This window comes from Corynebacterium pseudopelargi (genome assembly GCF_003814005.1).
Classification (GTDB): Bacteria; Actinomycetota; Actinomycetes; order Mycobacteriales; family Mycobacteriaceae; genus Corynebacterium; species Corynebacterium pseudopelargi.
In genome coordinates this window covers 25,437-45,272 of sequence record NZ_CP033898.1, presented here as the reverse complement: position 1 = coordinate 45,272, position 19,836 = coordinate 25,437, and the positions used below count along the sequence as shown (strand labels likewise).

Sequence of the window (19,836 nt, the reverse complement as noted above, 5' to 3'; positions counted from 1 at the left end):
CGGCTCCTAATCCCTAGGAACCGCGATGGATGTGCTTTGAGGCTTGAAGGTTTTAACGCTTGCCTAGGTACACCGAATCAACGCTGCCGTGGCGTGAACACTGCGCTTCCCAGCCATCGGGGCGCACCTGCACCACCATGCGGCGGCCACAAAGCTGGCAGAAGCGAGGGGCCTCAAATCCAGCACGGGCCGATGGTGAGAGGCGCTGTTCTTCGTCGAAAGGCTTGCCGGTATTCGGGTGAAACGCCGGGGTATCACCAGCGAGCAGCGCCTCAAGCAACTCGGTGGAATTATTCACGCGGGCCATTAGACGCTCGAATTCAAGGCCTTGATGGGAAGGCGCAGCTTGCCCAACATATCCAGATCCTCTTCCATCGGGCGGCCCAAGGTGGTGAGGTAATTGCCCACGATCACGGCGTTGATGCCACCAAGAAGACCCTGCTCAGTACCAAGATCGCCCAAGGTGAGCTCGCGGCCACCGGCAAAACGAAGGATCGTCTTGGGCAGGGCCAGGCGGAAGGCACCGATGGCGCGCAGGGCGTCGGCAGTTTCCATCAGCTCTTTATCTTCAAAAGGCGTACCGGGGCGCGGATCCAGGAAGTTCATGGGCACCTCGGTGGGGTTGAGCTCTGCCAGATCCGCGGCAAATTCTGCGCGCTGTTCCAGGGTTTCGCCCATGCCCAAAATGCCACCCGAGCACACTTCCATGCCCGCTTCTGCCACCATGCGCAGGGTATCGCGGCGCGATTCCCAGGAGTGGGTGGTAACCACGTTGGGGAAGAAAGAACGAGCCGTTTCCAGGTTGTGGTTATAGCGGTGCACACCTGCTGCTGCCAGGCGATCCACCTGCTCTTGGGTCAAGATGCCCACCGAGGCAGCAACCTCAATGTCCACCTCGGACTTAATGGCGGCCACGGCCTCTTCCAACTGGCTCATCAGGCGCTCATCGGGGCCCTTGACGGCGGCGACGATGCAGAATTCGGTAGCACCAGACTTTTGGGTCTGCTTGGCAGCTTCTACCAGGCCGGCAATATCGAGCCAGGCGGAACGCACCGGCGATTGGAACAGGCCAGACTGCGAGCAGAAGTGGCAATCCTCGGGGCAGCCGCCGGTCTTGAGCGAGATAATTCCTTCTACCTCAACCTCTTCACCGCACCACTTCAGACGTACTTCGTGGGCGAGTTCAAGCAGTTCATTAATGCGGGACTCGTCAAGCTGTAGCACCTCAAGCACTTCTTCTTTGCTGAGGCCTTCGCCCTTTTCTAGCACCTTCTCGCGTGCGAGTTCTAGGATATCGGCAGTCATTCTCGTGTCACCTTTCGCCTGTTGTTTCAACACTCCTTGGCCATCCTAGTCGGAAACTTGAACAGTGTTTAGCTTTTTGCTTCGGGTTAGGCTTCTAGGTATGCACCATGAGCTTTTCGACGACACCCTCGCCCTCCTGCAAGACCTCATCCGCAACGCCTGCGTGAATGACCTCACCGCGCCCTCGGGCCAGGAAGTGCGCAATGCCGATACCCTCGAGGCCTTCTTTGCAGGTTCTGGTGCACAGGTTCAGCGCTTCGAATCTGCACCCGGCAGGGTGAGTATTGCTTTTAGCGTCCCCGGCACCGATCCTGATGCAAAGCCCCTCACGCTGCTCGGGCACACCGATGTGGTGCCAGTAGATCGTGGGCGTTGGAGCGTCGATCCCTTTGCAGCCGAAATCCGCGAAGGCAAGATTTATGGGCGCGGGGCTGTAGACATGCTCTTTATTACCGCCATCATGGCCGCAGTGACCAGGAAGGCTGCGCGTGCAGGCGGCCTTGGCGGCACGCTGACCTTTGTTGGTGTGGCAGATGAAGAAGCCCGCGGCGGCCTGGGAGCGGCGTGGTTACAAGAGCATCACCCCGAGGCCTTTTCCTGGCAGCATTGCCTTTCAGAAACCGGCGGCGCCCACCTGCCTACCGCCGATGGCTCCGATGCGCTGACCGTCTATGTGGGAGAAAAAGGTGCGGCCCAGCGCAGGATCCATGTTTATGGGGATGCCGGGCATGGTTCGGCGCCGTATCACAAGGATTCTTCGATTGTGAAGATTGGCCAGGTGGCAGCTCGTATTGCCGCTATCGCACCGCAGGTGAGCACTGATCCAACATGGCAGGGCTTTGTTAAAGCCTTCCGCTTTGATGCCGCCACCGAAGCGGCGGTGCTGCGCGGTGAGCGCTATGAGGCGCTTGGGCAATTGGCGGCCTATGGCGATGCCATCTCGCATCTCAGCATCGCCCAAACAGTCCTGCGCGCTGGTCAGGCCATTAATGTGCTGCCAAGCCACGCTTGGTTGGAGCTGGATATTCGCACCCTTCCGGGTCAAAGCGATGAGGATGTCGATGCCCTATTACATGAGGCCTTAGAAGGCATCGATGTAGAAATTGAGCACCTGATCAGTGAGGAGGCCACGATCTCTCCCACCGATCATCCCCTCTATGAGGTGCTTGAGGCTGTGCTGGTGGAGTTATTCCCCGGCGCGCAGGTGGTGCCAACGATCGCCGCCGGTGGCTCGGATCTTCGCTTTGCCCGGCGCGCGGGTGGGGTGGGGTATGGTTTTGCGGCTCATGCCATCGAGCGCACCCTTGGTGCGGTGCATGCGCAGCTACATTCCCATGATGAATACCTGCACTTGGAGGATTTAGATTTAAGCCTCCGCGCCTATGACGCGGTGGTGCAGCGATTCTGCGGTCCTGCTGTTTGAGCCCCCAGAATGTATTGGATTTGTGCCAGGTGCTGGATGGCGTCGTCGATAATTGAGATCAGCCTGATGCCATAGGTGACATCTGCTTCGAGGATCCTTGCGGCTTCTTGCTCACTGAATGCCGCGGTGTAGTTTCTGGTTGCACGCAATGCTAATTCCACATAGTGCAGCAATGCATCGAATTGTTCTTGGGTGCTTACCTGCACCCTAAGCGCTTCTTGCCTGCTGTGGCCATAGCCCATCTCGGCACCCAGCCCGGTGCGTGCTGCGAAATCCTGCTCTAACCAGATCTGCTCTGAGCCGCTGAGCTCTGCGAGCTGAATATCGAGTTCTCTACCGGTGTGCCATAACAGCCACACGATGGAGTTGGGGTGCCCGCCTAGGTGCGCATTGGCGCATTCAAGGCTGATGTTGGCTTGCTCGATGGATCTAAGCACCCTAAGGGGGCGCTCGCTCAAATCGATGAGGAGATCATGAAAGCTCATGGCCTCGACTGTAGCGATGCCTTGACCCAGACTGGGCCAAGCAGTGCAAGGCCAAGCACCAGCACGCCCATGGCACCGGCGAGGATGGGTAAGCCGAAGGCGGCCACGATCGGGCCTGCGAGGATACCGCCGCTGGCACCGCAGATATTCATAATCAAGTCGTTGCGGCCTTGGTAGGCTGCGCGTTCTTCTGCCTTGGTCACGCGCACCAACAGCGCCGAGCCGCCCACCAAGGTGGCAGACCAACCAAAGCCCAGCAGGATCAGGCCGATCAATACGCCCACCTGGCTTTGGGCAAAGATCACCACCACTGCGGCGGCGGTGACGTTGAGCAGCACACCCAAGCCGATGGCGCGCGAGGCCCCGGCGCGGTCGGAAAGAATGCCAAACAGCGGCGCTAGTGCATACATGGCGCCCACGTGCCCGGAGATCACCACGCCGATCCACCCAAGGCCTGCGCCGTGGTGGTGCAGGTGCACCGCCGTCATGGACATGATGCCGATCATGGCAAAGTGCGATACTGCAACGGTGGCCATGGCGAAGCTGGCTTGGGCATTATCGCGCACGCGGATCTTTTGGCGCTGTGGCACATCACTGGGTTGAAGCTCTGGGCGCAGGCCAAATTGCAGCAGCACAATGCCGAGGGCTTGGACCGTGATGCACAAAAGGTAGGCGCCTGCGAATTGCACCAGGCCAAAGTGTGCGCCAATGCCTTCGGTAAGCCCGATCAATTGTGGGCCTACAACAGCACCGACGGTGGTTGCCCACATCACCAGCGAGAGGTCGCGTCCGCGGTGTTTGCCCACTGCTACGTCTACTGCCGCAAAGCGTGCCTGGTAATTGGTGGCTACCTCGCCGCCTAAGAGTAAGAAGCCAAGCAGCACAAAGGGGGCGAATCCAAGCTGTGCGCCACTTAAGGCGCTGATTGCACCGAGAATGCCAAGGCTTAAGCCCAAGGTCAGGGATGCGCGCCGGCCTTTGTTTGCTACTACTCGCCCAAGCGGCACTGCCCACAGCGCTGCGCCACCCATGGTGAAGGCCAGTGCGGTGCCTCCCCAGGCAGAGCCCAGCAATTCCGAGATCAATAGTGAGCCCATAGAAAAGGTCACGCCGTGGCCTAATCCGGCCATGACTTGGACGAACATGAGGGTGGCGATCACGCGGCGTCGATAAGCTTTTGCGGCGATTGCTGGAGTAGACATGCGCTATAGCCAAACACGAGGCATACCGCTTTGTCTAGTTTTAACAGACAATTTATTCTCAAACAGTGGCCTGCACGGACACAACAAATTCCACTACGCTTATGGTTCGAGCTTTCGAAGGGACACGCCGTGATCGAATTCCAGCATGTGAGCAAGCACTATGGCCATACCCGTGCCGTGGAAGACTTCAGCTATCGCTTCCCAGAGCGAAAAATTACCGTGCTCGTAGGATCCTCCGGCTGCGGCAAAACCACCCTCCTGCGCATGATTAACCGCATGGTCACCCCCAGCGCAGGCACCATCACCGTGCGCGGCGAAGATATTGCCAGCACCGATCCAGTCGCGCTGCGCCGCTCCATCGGCTACGTCATCCAATCCGGCGGGCTCCTACCGCATAAAACCATCCTGGCCAATGCCAAAACCGTGCCGCTATTAAATAAGGAATCCAAACAAGAAGCCTATCGGCGCGCCACCCAAGCACTCGAGGCCGTGGGCCTTGGAGAAGAACTCTATAAGCGCTACCCCGCCCAACTTTCCGGCGGGCAGCAACAACGAGTGGGCGTAGCCAGGGCGCTGGCGGCAGACCCAGATATTTTGCTCATGGACGAACCCTTCGGTGCCGTTGACCCAATCGTTCGCGACTCGCTACAAACCCAACTCTTGCAATTACAAGACAGGCTGCATAAAACCATCGTGCTGGTCACCCACGATATCGACGAGGCCTTCCGCCTTGGCGATGAAGTGATCGTATTAGAAAAAGGCGGGCGCATCGCCCAGGCCGGCACCCCCGCAGAACTATTGGCACAACCAGCCAATGAGTTTGTGGCCGAGTTCGTTGGGGCAAACAGCAGCCAGCGCACACTTCGCACCACCACCCTTGGCGGACGCACCGTGGTAGTCGATGGCGCCGGCAAACCAGTCGGGGTGATCGAATGACCTGGCTTTCTCATGCCTGGCCGCAGGTGTGGAGCCTGCTCTTGCAGCACCTCGCGCTTGCAGTTCCCGCCATCGTGATTGCTGTGCTCGTGGCTACCCCACTGGGCATGCTGGCAGCTCGCACCAAGCGCATTGGCTCCATCCTCGTGGCCAGTACGGCACTGATTTATACCGTGCCGGCTTTGGCCATGTTGGTGATCTTGCCCTTCATCGTCGGCTTTCCGCTTCGCTCTACCGCCAACGTCACCACGGCACTCGCGCTCTATGGCATTGCCCTTTTGGTGCGCACGGCAACGGATGCCTTTTCTTCAGTACCCGCCCATGTTCGCACCGCCGCACTTGCGCAAGGGGTAAGCCCAAAACAGTTGCTGTGGAAGGTTGATTTGCCGCTGGCCATCCCGGTGCTGATCTCGGGTATTCGCGTGGTGTGCGTTTCTACCATCGGCCTGGTCACCATCGGCGCGCTCATCGGTGTGCCAAGCCTGGGCACGCTATTTACTGATGGCTTCCAGCGCGGCATCTACGTCGAGGTGCTCAGCGGCATCGTCTTAGTGGTGCTGCTTGCCTTGCTTTTCGACGCCCTCACGCTGCTCATCGGCCGCGTGTTAGCCCCCTGGGAGGCAAAAGCATGACCTGGATCGATGACCTTTTCGCGGCCCTAACAGATACCACCGCCTGGCCCGAATACGCAGCGCGCATGCTCCAACACCTAGGCATTTCTTTTCTAGCAGTGCTTCTTGCCTCGCTGATCGCCATTCCTGCTGGCACCGCCATCGGCCACACCGGCCGAGGCTCGCTGCTGGTAGGTGGCGTCTCCGGTGCCGCACGCGCCCTGCCCACCCTTGGTTTGCTTACCATTTTCGGACTGATCTTCGGCATTGGGCTCGGTGCCCCACTGCTGGCCTTAGTTATTTTGGCCATCCCCTCGGTGCTTGCCGGCACCTATGCCGGGATTGCCGCAGTGGATCGCAACACCATCGATGGTTCGAAGGCGATGGGCTTTACCGAGGCCCAGCTCATTGGCCGAATCGAGCTACCCCTTGCCGCCCCGGTGATCGTGGGAGGTGTGCGCAACGCTGCGTTGCAGGTGATCGCCACTGCCACCCTGGCTGCCTACACCGCCGATATTGGTCTTGGGCGTTTGATCTTCCACGGGCTTAAAACCCGCGATTATATTGAGATGCTCACCGGTTCGGTGCTGGTGATCTTGTTGGCATGGGTAGTAGATCTGCTCTTTGGCCGCATAGCCTCCCTGCTGCGCCGCGCAATTAGAACCGCCTAACCGCCCCACCTGCGCTGAAAGCACCTAGTGTTATTGAGTTTCTTTGTCATATAATACTGCGGTGTCTCACCTGCTCCATTTCGATGCTCGCCTCTACCCAAAGGCAGATCCAAGCACGACCCTGCTCCAGGGCACCGTCGATATTGACCAGGGCGAATCCATTGCCATCCTCGGACCTTCCGGCAGTGGTAAATCTCTGCTAAGCCAAGCCCTTGCTGGGCGTTTGCCCGCCACCATCGGTGTGGAAGGAAGCATTCAGCGAGCCGCGCCGGTAACGCTGATCCAACAGCAGTGCCGCACGGCTTTAAATCCCTTGGTGCGCATTGGCAAGCAATTAAGTTTTGGTGCTGTGTGCGCCCACGACTTGCTGGAGCGCGTCGGGCTTCGGCCCACCTCGCGTTTTATGCAGGCCTATCCGGGTGAATTATCTGGAGGCCAATTACAAAGGGCGGCGATTGCCATGGCGCTTGGAACCCAGGCCCAGGTGCTGATTGCAGATGAATCCACCACCGCCTTGGATGCCATTACTCAAGCTGAGGTGGTAGCAGCGCTGCAACAGGCGCAGACCTTGGTGTTTATCAGCCACGATATTGCGCTGGCGGCGAGTATTTGTGAGCACGCCTTAGAAATTCGTAGTGGTGAGATCGTTGCCGATAGCACCATGGCCTCGTATGTGGAGTTGCAATGCAATCACTAACACCGGAATTGCGCATCGAGCAGGTGGATGTGCGCGCAGGCGATACGTTGATCGTGCACAACGCCTGTCTAAGCCTCAGCGTTGGGCAACGAGTGGCGTTGCTTGGCCGTTCCGGCTGCGGTAAAACCACCCTCTTACATGCCGTGATGGGCCTGATCCCCCTTGATTCTGGCGAGGTTGAGGTGCGCGGGGGTGCGTCGAAAAGCTTGGCGCGCATGGTCCAACTTATCCCCCAGGATGCTGCGGGAAGCCTCAGCCCAAGGCTGCAGGTAGAGGCACTACTAGCCCGCCCTTTGGCCAAATTGAAGGTGCCGGGTGATCATCGCCAAAGGATCCTGCAGGCCATGCAGCAAGTAGATCTTTCCCCCTCCTTGCTCAACCGCAAGGCCCATGAGCTTTCCGGCGGCCAAGCCCAGCGCGTTGCCATCGCCCGCGCTCTTGCTATTGGTGCACAGTTTTTGCTTTGCGACGAACCCCTGACCGGCCTCGATCCCGCCCTCAAAGACGATACTGTGCAGATGCTCTCCGAGCTTAATGATATTGGTATCCTTTTCGTTAGCCATGATCTCTTGGCCGCGCAGCAACTATGCCAACGCGCCGTGGTGATGGAATCAGGGCACATCACCGATGAAGGCGATTGGGATCACCTTTTAGGCCCATCCGGCAGCCCCATCCTCGAGGAGCTGCTGCGCGCAACCCCACAACTGCATTCCTAGGAGACACCCATGCACCTACGCACACCCGCACTACGGATCGGCGCCCTCGGCGGCATCTGCCTTCTGCTCGGGGGCTGCTTTAGCGAGGGCGGAAATTCCGGCGATAGCGCCCAGCGCATCCACGTAGCCATGGCCGGCGTGCCAAAAGCCGAGCTCTCTCCGCACTCCGACGATGCCTTCATGCTCACCCGCTGGCAAAGCGCAGAAACGCTTACCTCCATGCAACCCGATGGCAGCATCGCCCCCATGCTGGCCACCTCCTGGAAGCAGCGCGACGACCGCACCTGGGAATTCACTATCCGCGATGGCGTGAAGTTCCACAATGGTTCCGAACTCAATGCCGCGGCCGTGGTCACCGCACTCCAGGCTGCTGCCAAAGCCAACCCGGCGCCAAGGCCGATCAATGGGCTCAAGCTGGAAGTGCGCGATGTTTCCACAGATGATGCCCAGATTGTGCAGGTAAGCGCCGATAAGGCCGTACCGCTGATGCCGGAGCTTTTAAGCTCTTCTCAATTAGTCATCCTCGCCCCCGAGGCCTATGGCTCGCGCGTTGATGCCATCGAGCACGGCACCGGCGCCTTTGTGCTGCGCTCGCTCAATGCCGATAGCAGCGCCACCTTGGAGCGCAACGAAAACTACTGGGATGGCGAGGTCCAGGCCGAAGGCATTGAGGCCTCCTTCGTTCCCGATGGCAATGGCCGTACCGCCGCGCTGCGTTCCCAAAACACCAATGTGGTGGAGGCGATTCCGCTGGCTCAAATCAAGCAGCTCGAATCCCAAGAACTCATCACCGTCCAACAACCCCGCATTGCAGAATTCCTGCTCAACACCCGCAGCGGCGCCTTTAGTGATCCCGCCCTGCGCGCTCAGGCAGCCGAGGCCTTAAATAAGCAGGCCATTGCCCAAGAGGTCTTCTTTAATCAAGATCCGCCTACTGATCGCCTGCTGAGCAGTGCTGTGCCTTGGGCCAAGCAGTTTCAAAAGCCCGTAGAACTGCCAAAGGCTGCCAACCCGGACAAAAAGAAGATCACCATCGCCACCTACTCCGATCGCCCGGAGCTACCCGAAGCGCTCCTGCGCATCGCCGCCGACCTTGAGGCCGCTGGTTTTGAGGTGGAACAAGAGGTGCGTTCCTACGCCAACTTGGAACAAGACGCGCTGGACGGCAAATTCGATGCCGTATTGCTCTCGCGCAGTGTGCTGCTCGATAGTGGCGACCCGGTGGGCTTTTTCACCTCCGATTTCTCCTGCGATGGTGAATACAACATGGCGCAACTTTGCAATGCCGAAGTAGATGAGCTCATTGCCAAGGCAGAAGCCCTAGATGCCGGCGAGCAGCGCCAAAAGGCCGCTGTGGCAGCAGAGCAGGCCATCTTGGATACCGGCGCCGTGATTCCCGTGGTTGAAGAAAGTGTGATTATCGGCAGCGATAAGGTCGAAGGCGTCGTAGCTGACCCCTATGCCCGATACCTCATTGATAAAAACACCCGCCTGAAATAATGCATCGATCCTCCTCGCGCCTCGATCTCATCCCTTGGTGCTCACGCCTGCTCGCCTATGTGGGCATGTTGGTTTTGGTGGGAATGCTGCCGTGGATCAGCCAAGAAAAAGCTGAGCTGATGGTGCTTCGCTCTCGCTATGCAGAGCTTGCCCCCACCGATGCCAACCTTGAAGCGGTAAGCAAAGAACTCCACCTGGATCAAGGCCCTGTGCATCTGCTGCGCCACTGGCTAGCCGGGCTGGTGCGCGGCGATATGGGCCAAAGTTGGGTATCCGGCGCGCCGGTGGCAGGCCCGGCATGGTCGGCCTTTTTAGTTTCACTGACCCTGATGGGCTTTGCCATGGTGGTGGCCTTCATCGTGGTGGTGTTGATCTTGGCCCCGCAACTGCTCGCCTTAAGCCGAGGCACATCGCGCAAAGCGGCGCTGACGGTGCCTACCCTGCTGACCGCCTTTCCAAGCTTTCTTATCGCAGTGGTGCTGGTCTTGGTGTTTAGCATCTGGCTGAAGATCTTTCCCCCGCTCGGTTTTAACTCCTGGCACCATGCCGTGTTGCCCTCAATCGCCCTCGGCTTACCCGCCGGTGGTGTGATTGCTCGCCTGCTTTCCGATTCTCTCCAGCACGCCATGCGCGAACCCTGGGTGCGCAGTTGGTTCGATGCCGGCGCCCCGCGCCCCATGCTGTTAGCGGCGGTGCTTCGCCGCGCGCTTGCCCCCGTGATCCACCAAATTGCCTTAGTGATCGTGGCCGTGACCGGTGGTGCGGTGCCGGTAGAAGAGATCTTTGCCATCCCCGGCATTGGCAGGCTGACCCTCGGGGCCTCAAAGGCCCAAGACATCCCATTGCTGCAGGCAGGTGTGCTGCTGCTTTTCGGTTTCGCGGCACTGGTGGGCATCGCAGCCCAAGGTATCCATCGCCTACTGCTCGGTGCTGCCGCCAAAAGCAATGTGCCGGTGGCTGCCCCTGAGGCGCCGCGGCGTTCGCGTGATCTGGCGTTGCCCATCATCACCATCGTTCCGGTGGTGCTGTGCGTAGCGCTTGGTTTGGGCCGTAATCCTTATAGCCTGGATCATCCGCGCTTTGAGCCACCGAGCCTGGCCTTGCCCCTTGGCAGCGATGCCGCAGGTAGAGACGTGTTGGCTCGTTTGGCCTATGGTGCTGCCTTGACGTTGAGCTTTGCCATCGCGGTGACCCTGCTGTGTATTTTGCTGGCCTTGCTTGCCAGTGTGATGCCGCGTTGGAGCGCAGGGCTTGTCGACGTCACCAACGCCACCTCCCCTGTTCTAGCAGGCCTGCTCGTGGCAGGTGTAGCAGGGCCTTCCATGATGAGCGCAGCCATTGCCGTGGCACTGGCATCCTGGGCACCCCTGGCTGCCCATGCGCGCGATCTATTGCGCGAAGCCAAGCTGCAACCCTACATCGCCATGCTGCCCACCCTTGGCGAATCACGGGCCAGCACCTACCTGCGCTTTTTGCTTCCAGAGATCGCAGGCCCGCTACTGCGCCACAGCTTCCTTCGCCTGCCAGGCAAGGCCTTAGCACTAGCCAGCCTGGGCTTTTTGGGCATGGGACCGCAGCAACCAACCCCCGAGTGGGGCGCAATGCTGGCAGAGGGCTTGCCCTATGTGGAACAAGCCCCTTGGATTGCCCTGGCCCCCACCTTCGCTTTGATGCTGCTTTCTATGAGTGCTCAGGGTTTTGCTGCTCTGCCTCCTGCAAATACACGCCACGGAAATACCAAAGGCCAAAAGCAGAAAGGCCTAGCAAGATTGCGGCAAACAGCCAAGCGCTGGGGAAGGATACGTCGATAAGCTTGCCGTAGAAGGAAGTAGATGCCAGTACGGCGATGCCACCGAGGGTATTTAGCAAACCGTAGTAGGTGCCCAGAAGCCGCGTCGGGGCCAGCATGACCACGATGGAGCGCACCATCGGGGCAATGAGCATCTGGCCGGCATGCAGCACCACCAAGAAGGCAACCAGCGGCCATATTGAGTGCGCGCCAGCAAGGGCAAACACCGCCATCGCCGCCCAGGCACAAGCCTGGATCAGCATGGCAAGCGGGAGCATCAAGGCGGCACCGCGCGATTCCGACCACGCCGAAAAGCGCATCTGGCCTGCCACCACATAAATGCTTACTCCAGCAAAAAGCCAGCCCACCAAGCTTTGGTTCAGATCGGCGTGCTGAAGCCAGGCAGGAAGAGCAATATATTGCAGGTGATAGGACACCTGGGTGGCACAAACCAGCAGCGCAAAGACCATAAAGGCGCGGTGGCGCAAGGCCGTGCCAAGACCCGAAAGGCTCGAAGTATCAACAATGGTCTCCGGCGCAAGCTGCGGCTTTGGCTGAGTAGTCCAACGCAGGTGGCAGAAAAATAGGAGCACGAAGATGCCGGCGGCAACAAGGCACACCACCTCGAAGCCAAGGGGAATCAACAGCGCGCCGAAGGCCGGGCCAATCAGCGAACCCGCGTGAAGGAAGGTGGCGTTGGCGGCAAAGACATCCTGGGTAGATTTGCCACCACGTTCTTTGGCCGTTAAACCACCCAGCCTTGCTTCTACCGCTGGTGAAAATAGGGCCGCTGCCACGCCAATGAGCACCACGCCAAGACCAAGACCCATCACCGATTGGGCTTTGGCGGCAATAAGGAAGCCGAGCACCCGGATGGCAATACCGCTGAGCAACACCGGTTTGAGGCCGAAGCGATCACTTAAGATCCCGCCGAGCACAAAAAGGCCTTGTTGGCTAAAGGTGCGCAGCCCGAGGATGACACCGATGGTGGCACCTGCAATGCCGAGGGTGTCTGCCATATAGATGGCGAGGAAGGGAACGACTAAGTAGAAGCCAACATTGAAGGCGAATTGGGTCCACAATAAGAGCTTCGCCTGGGTACTCAAACCCTTCCAAATGACATTCATTGCAAACAGACTAGAGAAGATAAAGGAAAAACCGCAACCTTCTCGGTTGCGGTTATCTGTGCCCAGGGGGGGACTTGAACCCCCACGTCCGTAAAGGACACTGGCACCTGAAGCCAGCGCGTCTGCCAATTCCGCCACCTGGGCAGGTGATGCATTATTGCGACTGGAATAACCTAACACGTCACCGGCAGAATCCACCAATAATCCAGCTCAAAGGCCAAAAATGTTGAACAAGCGCCAGAGGACAATAGGGCGAAAATGCGTTTGGACTCTATACTAGGGCTTGACCGTGGCTTGGCTATAGCTTCGCTATAGCTTCGCTATGGCTTCACCTTTGCTTGACTGTGGCTGCGCCGTAGCTGCACCGTAGCTGCACTGCGACCGCCCTGTGGTTGCACTGTAGTTGCAGTGGGGTTGCACCGTAGCTGCACTGTAGCCTCACGGTTACTTGCAAGGGTGCCACACACCTGTGGTGATGCGCTGCGTGCTTGCAAAGGCACATGGGATTGCCGCAAACGAGCAGTATGAGTACAGACAACGACGCAAAAGGAGGCGAACGCTGTGTCACTAATGGGCAAGATCGCCAAGCTCGATAGCGCGATGCAACGCGGTTTGGACAATAGCTTCGCCTTCGTATTTGGCGGGCGCGTTGTACCAGCCGAAATTGAAGAGCTGCTCAAACAAGAAGCAGAAGACAATACGGTTCATACCTACGAAGGCACCATCGAGGCACCCAATGAATTCCGCGTGGAAGTCAGTGCCAAAGATTTTGCCAACCTCCAGGCAGAACACCCGCGTCTGCCCCAAAACTTTGCTGACCAACTCGCACGTTATTACAGAAACCAAGGCTGGCAGGCAGCAGGCCCGATCACCGTGGCAGTGGTATCTGTCCGCGGGCTTCGCACCGGGCAACTGCATGCCGCTACCGCCACCGGACCCGGTGGCCAGATGGGCTTTATCCAACAACCAACCCAACGCGAAGAAGCACCCCAACCAGAAAGCGAGGCTTCCGTGGACAGCATGAATCAACAGCCCAGCACCCAGTACATGTCCGCAGCCCCCGAGCACGACCCCAACGTGCCAGTGGGTGAGCCCGAAACTTCAGAGACAGGGTTGAGCATGACCCTGCTGTTGCAGGATGGGTCCTCGCGTACCTATCTCGTGCGCATCGGATCAAATATCATTGGCCGCTCCAATGATGCTGATCTGCGCCTGCCTGATACGGGAGTATCGCGCCAGCACGCCGAGATCGAATGGAATGGTCAAGATGCGGTGCTGACCGATTTGCACAGCACCAATGGCACCACCGTCAATGGCACGCCAGTGGAAAATTGGTTGCTTGCCGACGGCGACGTGATCACCGTGGGTCATTCGCACATCGAAGTACGTATCGTCGACTCCCAGCGCTAAGCCGACTTTCAACACCTGGAACCGAACTAGGAGCATCCCCCTTGGATTCCGTGATTTTGCTTGTATTGCGCATTGCGCTGCTAGCACTGCTGTGGCTGTTCATCCTCTTTGCGTTGAACACCCTCCGCCGCGACACCAAAGCCGCGGCCGCCCAAGGCATGCCCGGCGTGCCCGTGCAATACACCCAAGCTCCGCCGGCGCCAGCGCCAAAACGCGGCGCTATGCCAAGAAAAATCGCCATCGTGGATGGCCCGCTGCTCGGTTCCAGCCTGGCACTTGGCCAGCAATCAGAGATCATTATTGGCCGCTCCCAAGATTGCGATTTTGTGCTCAGCGACGACTACGCATCGTCACGCCATGCTCGCCTGCTCAAGCGCGGCAGTGAGTGGTTTATTGAGGATCTCGATTCGCGCAACGGCACCTATGCCGGGGGTTACCGCATTGACCAGCCCGAGAAGGTATCGGTAGGCAGCGACATCAAAATTGGACGCACGACAATAAGGTTGAACGGCTAATGAAACTCAACTACGCCGCCGCCTCCGATCGTGGATTGGTCCGAGGCAATAACGAAGACTCCGCCTACGCAGGCCCGCACCTTCTTGCGCTTGCCGACGGCATGGGTGGCCACGCCGCAGGCGAAGTGGCATCGCAGATCATGATTCGCCACCTCGAGCCGCTCGATGCAGACCCCGGCGATAATGACATGCTCGCGCTGCTTGCTTCCGGGGCAGATGATGCCAACCACGCCATTGCCCAGGGCGTGCGCGAGGTTCCAGAAACTGATGGCATGGGCACCACCTTGACTGCCCTGATGTTCAATGGCAGCGAATTGGCACTGTGCCATGTTGGCGATTCTCGCGGTTATCGCCTCCGCGATGGCCAATTAGAACAAATCACCATCGACGACACCTATGTGCAATCGTTGGTAGATAAGGGCGAGTTGGATCCGGGTGATATTTCTACTCACCCGCAGCGTTCGATGATTCTCAAGGCCTACACCGGCAGGCCCGTAGAGCCCACACTGCGAAGCATCGACGCGCAACTGGGCGATCGCTACCTGCTGTGCTCCGATGGGCTTTCCGATCCAGTTACCCACTCCACCATCGAACAAGAACTCGCACAGGGCTCGCCAGCAGAGGCCGCACGCCGCCTAGTAGATCTCGCGCTTCGTTCTGGCGGCCCGGATAACGTCACCGTGGTCGTAGCCGACATCGTCGAAGGCGACGATCCTGCGACTCCCCTGCCCACCAAACCCGCCACCGTGGGTGCGCTGTTGGGCAGCACCTTTGATCAGCCCAACCCCGATACCGCAGCAGGCCGCGCGGCCATTGCCTTATCGCAGCACAACCCCGGTGCCAAAGACGCCTCCACGGGGCGCGAACCGCAGGTGATTGAGCCACATCCTTCCAACCAGGCTTCCAATCCACCCGACTCAATTGCGCAGCCGGCAAAAACCAAGAAACTGCTGGGCGTGCTTGGCATTTTGGTGGTCCTTGGCGCACTCATCATTGGTGGCTGGTGGGCTACCAAGACCATTGAGCAGCGCTACTATGTGGCCACCCGTGATGGCCAGATCGTGATCGAGCACGGCGTAGATTTCAGCGTCTTTGGCAAGGACCTGCACAAGGAATATCAGCGCGCGTGTTTGAGCGAAGATAGCGAACTGACGTTGATTGCCAGCGATGCAGAAGAACCCTGCAACCCCTTCAAGGTGGATGATCTGAAGGAATCTGCCCGCTCCTCGGTGGATTCTTCAGAGGGTGGTTCTTATGACGAGGTACTAGAGCAAACCCAGCGCCTGGCCAAAGAGGCGTTGCCGGTGTGCGTGACCCGCGAGGCCTCCAGCACCAAAACCAGTGCCAAGCCGAGCGCTACTCCCAGCAGCACCGCAACGAGTACCCCTCGTGCTTCCAGCTCACCGGAAGATCTCAACACTCCCGGTGAAAACTGCAGGCAGGTGAGCAAATGAGTTTCACTCAACGCTTAGCCGCACGACGTACCGAATTCGCCCTGCTGCTGCTCGCAGCGGTGCTTATGGCCGTGACGGTGATTAACCTCAACATTGCCCAGGGTGCCGGGGTAAATTCCGAGGTGTTCTGGGTGATCGGCGGCTTTATCGTCGTCTTCACCATCGCCCACTTGGCCTTATGCTTTACCGCACCCCATGCCGATCAGGTGATGCTGCCGGTGGCCTCTGTGCTCAACGGCCTTGGCCTTGCCATGGTCTATCGCCTTGATTTGGCAAAAGATCGTAACCTGGCCAGCAAGCAGGTGATCTGGACGCTCATTGGCGTGGCTTTGATGGTGGCGGTGCTGGTGATTGTTCGCGATCACCGCAGCCTGAGTCGCTATTCCTATATTTTGGGTCTGCTTGGCTTGATTCTGCTTGCGCTTCCGCTGGTGTGGCCAACAGAGATGAATGCTGATGCAAATATCTGGATCTCTATTGGCCCCTTCTCGGTGCAGCCTGGTGAGTTTTCCAAGATTTTGCTGCTGCTCTTTTTTGCACAGCTCCTGGTAAATAAGCGCGCCTTATTCAATGTTGCCGGCTACCGCATCCTTGGCCTTGAATTCCCGCGCCTGCGCGATCTTGGCCCGATCCTTGCGGTGTGGGCCGTGGCCATTTTGATCATGGCCGGCGAAAACGACTTCGGCCCGGCGCTGCTGCTGTTTGCCACGGTGCTGGCCATGCTCTACCTCGCTACCGGTCGCGTTTCCTGGTTGCTCATTGGTGCAGTACTGGTGGCCCTCGGTGGCACGGCGGTGTATCAGATCTCCGATAAGATCCAGGCCCGCGTACAAAACTTCATCGACCCTGTCTCCCACTACGACACCACGGGCTATCAGCTCTCACAGTCGCTCTTTGGCCTCTCCTCCGGCGGCATTGCCGGCACCGGCTTGGGCAAGGGCCACCCAGAGCTGATCCCGGTGGCAGAAAGCGACTTCATCCTCGCGGTGGTTGGTGAGGAACTCGGCCTCATCGGCCTTTCGGCTGTGATTGTGCTCTTTGGCATTTTTGTCACCCGCGGTTTGCGCACGGCGCTTCGCTCGCGCGATTCCTATGGCAAATTGGTGGCCGCCGGGCTGTCCTTCACCATCGCCATCCAGGTATTTGTGGTGGTGGCTGGCATTACTGCCTTGATGCCGATGACTGGCTTGACCACGCCGTTTATGTCTCAGGGTGGTTCGAGTTTGATGGCAAACTACATTCTTTTGGGCTTGATTTTAAGAATCTCCGATTCCAGCTATTCCAATGACCAAGCAGGTGTGGAGGCAAGCCGATGAACCGTTCAATTCGCTTTACCAGTGTGTTCGCGCTGCTGCTGATCTTGGTGCTGCTGATTAACCTCACCATCATCCAGGCCTTTAGCCGCGAAAAGTACGCGGAAAATCCCCTGAACCGACGTGGGTTCATCGAGATGAAGCAGCAGCCCCGTGGTCAGATCTCCGCCGATGGTCAGATCCTTGCGGAGTCTTATCAAGATGCCGATGGGCTGTATCAGCGCCGCTATGTGGCCAACCCCATGGCCTATGGCCCGGTGGAGGGCTATATCTCTGATCTTTATGGTGCAGCAGGCATCGAGGCCAGCTATAACAGCATGCTCAGTGGCACTGATCCTTCTTTGAGCATCAGTGGTATCTGGGATGATCTTTTGGGCAAGCAGAAGGCAGGCGCCAATGTGGAGCTGACCTTGAAGCCGCAGGTGCAAGAGGTGGCCTATAACCAATTGGCCAATGCCGGCTACGAGGGTGCTGTGGTGGCTATTCGTCCATCTACCGGCGAGATCCTCAGCATGGCTTCTACCCCGAGCTTTAACCCCCAAGAGATCGTAGATCCCAATACCGCGGAATCTGCTTGGGAAAACTACAACGCTAATGACGGCGATCCGCTGCTTAATCACGCAACCCAAGAGACTTTGCCTCCCGGTTCCACCTTCAAGGTGGTCACCACTTTGTCTGGTCTGCGCGCAGGTTATACCCCTGATTCTCAATTGACGGGGGCGCCGAATATTACCTTGCCTAATACCAACACCACCTTGGAAAACTACGATGGCCAAACCTGTGCGGGCCAGCAGACGGTGAGCTTGGCTACGGCCTTCCAGTACTCCTGCAATACGGCATTTGTGCAGATGGGTATTGATGCTGGTGCCGATAATTTCCGCGAGGCTGCGGCCTCCTTTGGTGTGGGCGATACCTATGACTTGGGTTTGCCTATGGCTGCCGGCACCATTGGTGAGCTGCCCGATGATGCAGCCCTTGGGCAGTCTTCTATTGGCCAGCGCGACGTAGCGATGTCGGTGTTGGAAAATGCCGTGATTGCCGCCACCGTGGCTAATGGCGGTAAGCGCATGGCTCCGCATGTGGTGTCGAAGGTGGTCACCCGCGATTTGCACACCGTTACTGAGGTCAAGCCCCAGGAACTGAATCAGGCGCTCACAGAGCAGGAGGCTGCAACGCTGACTGATTTGATGCGTCTATCTGAGCAGCACACCGCCGGGTATGCGGGGCAAAATATTGCCTCCAAGACCGGTACTGCCGAGCATGGCGAGGATTCTCGTAATTCCAACCCCCACGCTTGGTACATTGCCTTTGCCCCGGACTCTGATGTGGCCGTGGCTGTGGTGGTTAAAAATGGCGGTGATCGTGGCCAGGCAGCAACTGGCGGTTCCGTGGCCGCCCCGATCGGCCGTGCGGTGATCCAAGCGGCACAGGGAGCAGCATAAATGGCAACTGATCAAGCACTTCAGCAGATGTTGGGCGATGACTATCGCCTGCAGTGGGTCGTTGGCCAAGGTGGCATGTCTACCGTTTGGCTTGCCGACGACCTACGCCGCCAACGCGAGGTGGCCATCAAGGTATTAAGGCCCGAGTTTTCAGATAACAATGAATTCCTCTCGCGCTTCCGCAACGAGGCGTTGGCCAGCGAAAATATCCACTCTGCCAACGTGGTAGAAACCTATGATTATCGCGAAACCACCGATGATTCCGGGCGCACCTTATGCTGCATCGTCATGGAGTATGTCCGTGGTGAATCTTTGGCGGATATGCTCAGCAGGAAGGGCAGCTTAGATGAGCGCCTCGCCCTCGATGTGTTAGAGCAGGCAGCCCATGGCCTTTCCATCATTCACCGTATGGGTTTGGTACACCGCGATATTAAGCCCGGCAATCTGCTCATCACCGAGTCTGGCCAGGTCAAGATCACCGACTTCGGCATTGCTAAGGCCGCCGAGGCTGTTCCTTTGACCCGCACCGGCATGGTGGTTGGCACCGCGCAATATGTTTCCCCCGAACAGGCCCAAGGCCGCGACGTCAGCGCCGCTACGGATGTGTATTCCCTTGGCGTGGTCGGTTACGAGATGTTGGCAGGGCACCGGCCTTTTAGCGGGGATACTTCCGTATCGGTGGCGATTGCCCATATCAACCAAGCTCCTCCTGCTTTGCCCACCACGGTCTCGGCCCAGGCCCGAGAGCTCATCGGCATTGCTTTGCGTAAGGATCCAACCCAGCGTTTTGCCGATGGCAATGAATTTGCCCTCGCTATTTCCGCGGTGCGCATGGGCAAGCGCCCACCGCAGCCAAAATCGGTGCAATTGCAGCGTGTGGCCCCGCAGCCGCCTCGTACCGCATCCACGCAGATGCTTGGCCAGGTAGCTCAACCCACCACGGTGGTGCCAGCGCATGTGCCACCGCAGCAAAGGGTGCCTATGCAGGGTCGCTACGCGGCCCCGGCGCCTGCGCCTGCTCCGCGGAAATCTTCTGCCCCGGCGGTGATGCTTGTGCTGCTGCTTACCGCGATCGTTGGTGGCGTGGTGTGGGCTGCTTCCCAGGGCATGTTTGATTCTTTGCTCAACCCGAAGCCTTCTACCTCGAAGCCGCCGGTGGTAGTCACGGTGGAAGAAACCACGGTGGAGGAATACACCCCGGAGCCAACGCAGGAGTACACCCCCGAGACGCAAACACCGA

Annotated in this window: 17 protein-coding genes, 1 tRNA gene and 2 pseudogenes; 14 read left to right on the top strand and 6 right to left on the bottom strand. The window is 58.6% G+C overall.

Annotation, left to right across the window (positions count from 1 at the left end; genetic code table 11):
- Positions 1–52 precede the first annotated feature (52 nt).
- The gene (gene bsaP, locus CPPEL_RS00235; RefSeq protein WP_123959021.1) at positions 53–307 is read right to left on the bottom strand and encodes a biotin synthase auxiliary protein BsaP; all 255 of its coding nucleotides are present in this window, start codon (positions 305–307) and stop codon (positions 53–55) included.
- Positions 307–1,305, bottom strand: coding sequence for a biotin synthase BioB (bioB, locus tag CPPEL_RS00230; protein WP_123959019.1), 999 nt, complete (start codon positions 1,303–1,305; stop codon positions 307–309). Before bioB ends, bsaP begins: the two co-directional genes overlap by 1 nt.
- A 100-nt stretch (positions 1,306–1,405) precedes the next feature.
- Here bioB and CPPEL_RS00225 point away from each other — a divergent pair, with 100 nt between their 5' ends.
- The gene (locus CPPEL_RS00225; protein WP_123959017.1) at positions 1,406–2,728 is read left to right on the top strand and encodes a M20/M25/M40 family metallo-hydrolase; all 1,323 of its coding nucleotides are present in this window, start codon (positions 1,406–1,408) and stop codon (positions 2,726–2,728) included.
- On the opposite strand, the gene CPPEL_RS00220 is transcribed toward CPPEL_RS00225, so the two are convergent.
- Positions 2,686–3,213: an aspartate/tyrosine/aromatic aminotransferase gene (locus tag CPPEL_RS00220; protein ID WP_123959015.1), complete on the bottom strand. Its 528-nt coding sequence runs from the start codon at positions 3,211–3,213 to the stop codon at positions 2,686–2,688. The two genes, CPPEL_RS00225 and CPPEL_RS00220, sit on opposite strands and share 43 nt — an antisense overlap.
- A complete protein-coding gene (locus CPPEL_RS00215; RefSeq protein ID WP_123959013.1) occupies positions 3,210–4,415 on the bottom strand; it encodes an MFS transporter in 1,206 nt (401 codons plus the stop codon). The genes CPPEL_RS00220 and CPPEL_RS00215 overlap by 4 nt, the downstream gene beginning before the upstream one ends.
- 129 nt (positions 4,416–4,544) lie before the next feature.
- On the opposite strand from CPPEL_RS00215, the gene CPPEL_RS00210 reads away from it, so the two are divergent.
- The 7 genes and pseudogenes from CPPEL_RS00210 to CPPEL_RS00180 all read left to right on the top strand — a co-directional run.
- Positions 4,545–5,351, top strand: a complete 807-nt coding sequence (locus CPPEL_RS00210) for an ABC transporter ATP-binding protein (protein ID WP_123959011.1) — start codon at positions 4,545–4,547, stop codon at positions 5,349–5,351.
- A complete protein-coding gene (locus CPPEL_RS00205; protein WP_123959010.1) occupies positions 5,348–5,983 on the top strand; it encodes an ABC transporter permease in 636 nt (211 codons plus the stop codon). Before CPPEL_RS00210 ends, CPPEL_RS00205 begins: the two co-directional genes overlap by 4 nt.
- Complete coding sequence (locus CPPEL_RS00200) at positions 5,980–6,633, top strand: ABC transporter permease (RefSeq protein WP_123959008.1); 654 nt, start codon at positions 5,980–5,982, stop codon at positions 6,631–6,633. Before CPPEL_RS00205 ends, CPPEL_RS00200 begins: the two co-directional genes overlap by 4 nt.
- Positions 6,634–6,694: 61 nt before the next feature.
- On the top strand, positions 6,695–7,330 hold the full coding sequence (locus CPPEL_RS00195; RefSeq protein WP_164470328.1) for an ATP-binding cassette domain-containing protein: 636 nt from the start codon (positions 6,695–6,697) through the stop codon (positions 7,328–7,330).
- Positions 7,318–8,046: an ABC transporter ATP-binding protein gene (locus CPPEL_RS00190; protein ID WP_123959004.1), complete on the top strand. Its 729-nt coding sequence runs from the start codon at positions 7,318–7,320 to the stop codon at positions 8,044–8,046. The genes CPPEL_RS00195 and CPPEL_RS00190 overlap by 13 nt, the downstream gene beginning before the upstream one ends.
- Before the next feature lie 9 nt (positions 8,047–8,055).
- Positions 8,056–9,546 (top strand): ABC transporter substrate-binding protein, encoded by a 1,491-nt coding sequence (locus tag CPPEL_RS00185; RefSeq protein ID WP_123959002.1) that lies wholly within the window; start codon positions 8,056–8,058, stop codon positions 9,544–9,546.
- Positions 9,546–11,192 (top strand): annotated as a pseudogene (locus CPPEL_RS00180) (ABC transporter permease subunit); the annotation flags it as partial. The gene CPPEL_RS00185 and the pseudogene CPPEL_RS00180, both read left to right, overlap by 1 nt.
- Positions 11,193–11,226: 34 nt before the next feature.
- On the opposite strand, the gene CPPEL_RS11355 reads toward CPPEL_RS00180, so the two are convergent.
- Both CPPEL_RS11355 and CPPEL_RS00170 read right to left on the bottom strand, forming a co-directional pair.
- Positions 11,227–12,462, bottom strand: a complete 1,236-nt coding sequence (locus CPPEL_RS11355) for an MFS transporter (RefSeq protein ID WP_123958998.1) — start codon at positions 12,460–12,462, stop codon at positions 11,227–11,229.
- A gap of 59 nt (positions 12,463–12,521) precedes the next feature.
- Positions 12,522–12,606: transfer RNA gene (locus CPPEL_RS00170), tRNA-Leu, on the bottom strand.
- 417 nt (positions 12,607–13,023) lie between these two features.
- Between CPPEL_RS00170 and CPPEL_RS00165 the strand changes: the two genes are divergently transcribed.
- The 6 genes and pseudogenes from CPPEL_RS00165 to CPPEL_RS00140 all read left to right on the top strand — a co-directional run.
- Positions 13,024–13,872 carry an FHA domain-containing protein gene (locus CPPEL_RS00165; RefSeq protein ID WP_123958996.1) on the top strand — a complete coding sequence of 283 codons (849 nt, stop codon included), beginning with the start codon at positions 13,024–13,026 and terminating at the stop codon, positions 13,870–13,872.
- Positions 13,873–13,913: 41 nt separating this feature from the next.
- A complete protein-coding gene (locus CPPEL_RS00160) occupies positions 13,914–14,387 on the top strand; it encodes an FHA domain-containing protein FhaB/FipA (RefSeq protein WP_123958994.1) in 474 nt (157 codons plus the stop codon).
- A complete protein-coding gene (locus tag CPPEL_RS00155; protein ID WP_123958992.1) occupies positions 14,387–15,841 on the top strand; it encodes a PP2C family protein-serine/threonine phosphatase in 1,455 nt (484 codons plus the stop codon). The genes CPPEL_RS00160 and CPPEL_RS00155 overlap by 1 nt, the downstream gene beginning before the upstream one ends.
- Positions 15,838–17,157, top strand: coding sequence for an FtsW/RodA/SpoVE family cell cycle protein (locus CPPEL_RS00150; protein WP_123958990.1), 1,320 nt, complete (start codon positions 15,838–15,840; stop codon positions 17,155–17,157). The genes CPPEL_RS00155 and CPPEL_RS00150 overlap by 4 nt, the downstream gene beginning before the upstream one ends.
- Complete coding sequence (locus tag CPPEL_RS00145) at positions 17,154–18,596, top strand: penicillin-binding transpeptidase domain-containing protein (protein ID WP_123958988.1); 1,443 nt, start codon at positions 17,154–17,156, stop codon at positions 18,594–18,596. Before CPPEL_RS00150 ends, CPPEL_RS00145 begins: the two co-directional genes overlap by 4 nt.
- Positions 18,597–19,614: pseudogene (locus tag CPPEL_RS00140) on the top strand (serine/threonine-protein kinase); the annotation flags it as partial.
- Positions 19,615–19,836: the final 222 nt, after the last annotated feature.

What these genes read in the sequence shown, in the direction of transcription:
- CPPEL_RS00220 (WP_123959015.1), bottom strand. Translation starts at nt 3,213, where the DNA reads ATGAGCTTTCATGATCTCCTCATCGATTTGAGCGAGCGCCCCCTTAGG.
- bioB (WP_123959019.1), bottom strand. Translation starts at nt 1,305, where the DNA reads ATGACTGCCGATATCCTAGAACTCGCACGCGAGAAGGTGCTAGAAAAG.
- CPPEL_RS00150 (WP_123958990.1), top strand. Translation starts at nt 15,838, where the DNA reads ATGAGTTTCACTCAACGCTTAGCCGCACGACGTACCGAATTCGCCCTG.
- CPPEL_RS00185 (WP_123959002.1), top strand. Translation starts at nt 8,056, where the DNA reads ATGCACCTACGCACACCCGCACTACGGATCGGCGCCCTCGGCGGCATC.
- CPPEL_RS00205 (WP_123959010.1), top strand. Translation starts at nt 5,348, where the DNA reads ATGACCTGGCTTTCTCATGCCTGGCCGCAGGTGTGGAGCCTGCTCTTG.
- CPPEL_RS00225 (WP_123959017.1), top strand. Translation starts at nt 1,406, where the DNA reads ATGCACCATGAGCTTTTCGACGACACCCTCGCCCTCCTGCAAGACCTC.
- CPPEL_RS00145 (WP_123958988.1), top strand. Translation starts at nt 17,154, where the DNA reads ATGAACCGTTCAATTCGCTTTACCAGTGTGTTCGCGCTGCTGCTGATC.
- CPPEL_RS00190 (WP_123959004.1), top strand. Translation starts at nt 7,318, where the DNA reads ATGCAATCACTAACACCGGAATTGCGCATCGAGCAGGTGGATGTGCGC.
- CPPEL_RS00200 (WP_123959008.1), top strand. Translation starts at nt 5,980, where the DNA reads ATGACCTGGATCGATGACCTTTTCGCGGCCCTAACAGATACCACCGCC.
- CPPEL_RS00215 (WP_123959013.1), bottom strand. Translation starts at nt 4,415, where the DNA reads ATGTCTACTCCAGCAATCGCCGCAAAAGCTTATCGACGCCGCGTGATC.
- CPPEL_RS00155 (WP_123958992.1), top strand. Translation starts at nt 14,387, where the DNA reads ATGAAACTCAACTACGCCGCCGCCTCCGATCGTGGATTGGTCCGAGGC.
- CPPEL_RS11355 (WP_123958998.1), bottom strand. Translation starts at nt 12,462, where the DNA reads ATGAATGTCATTTGGAAGGGTTTGAGTACCCAGGCGAAGCTCTTATTG.
- bsaP (WP_123959021.1), bottom strand. Translation starts at nt 307, where the DNA reads ATGGCCCGCGTGAATAATTCCACCGAGTTGCTTGAGGCGCTGCTCGCT.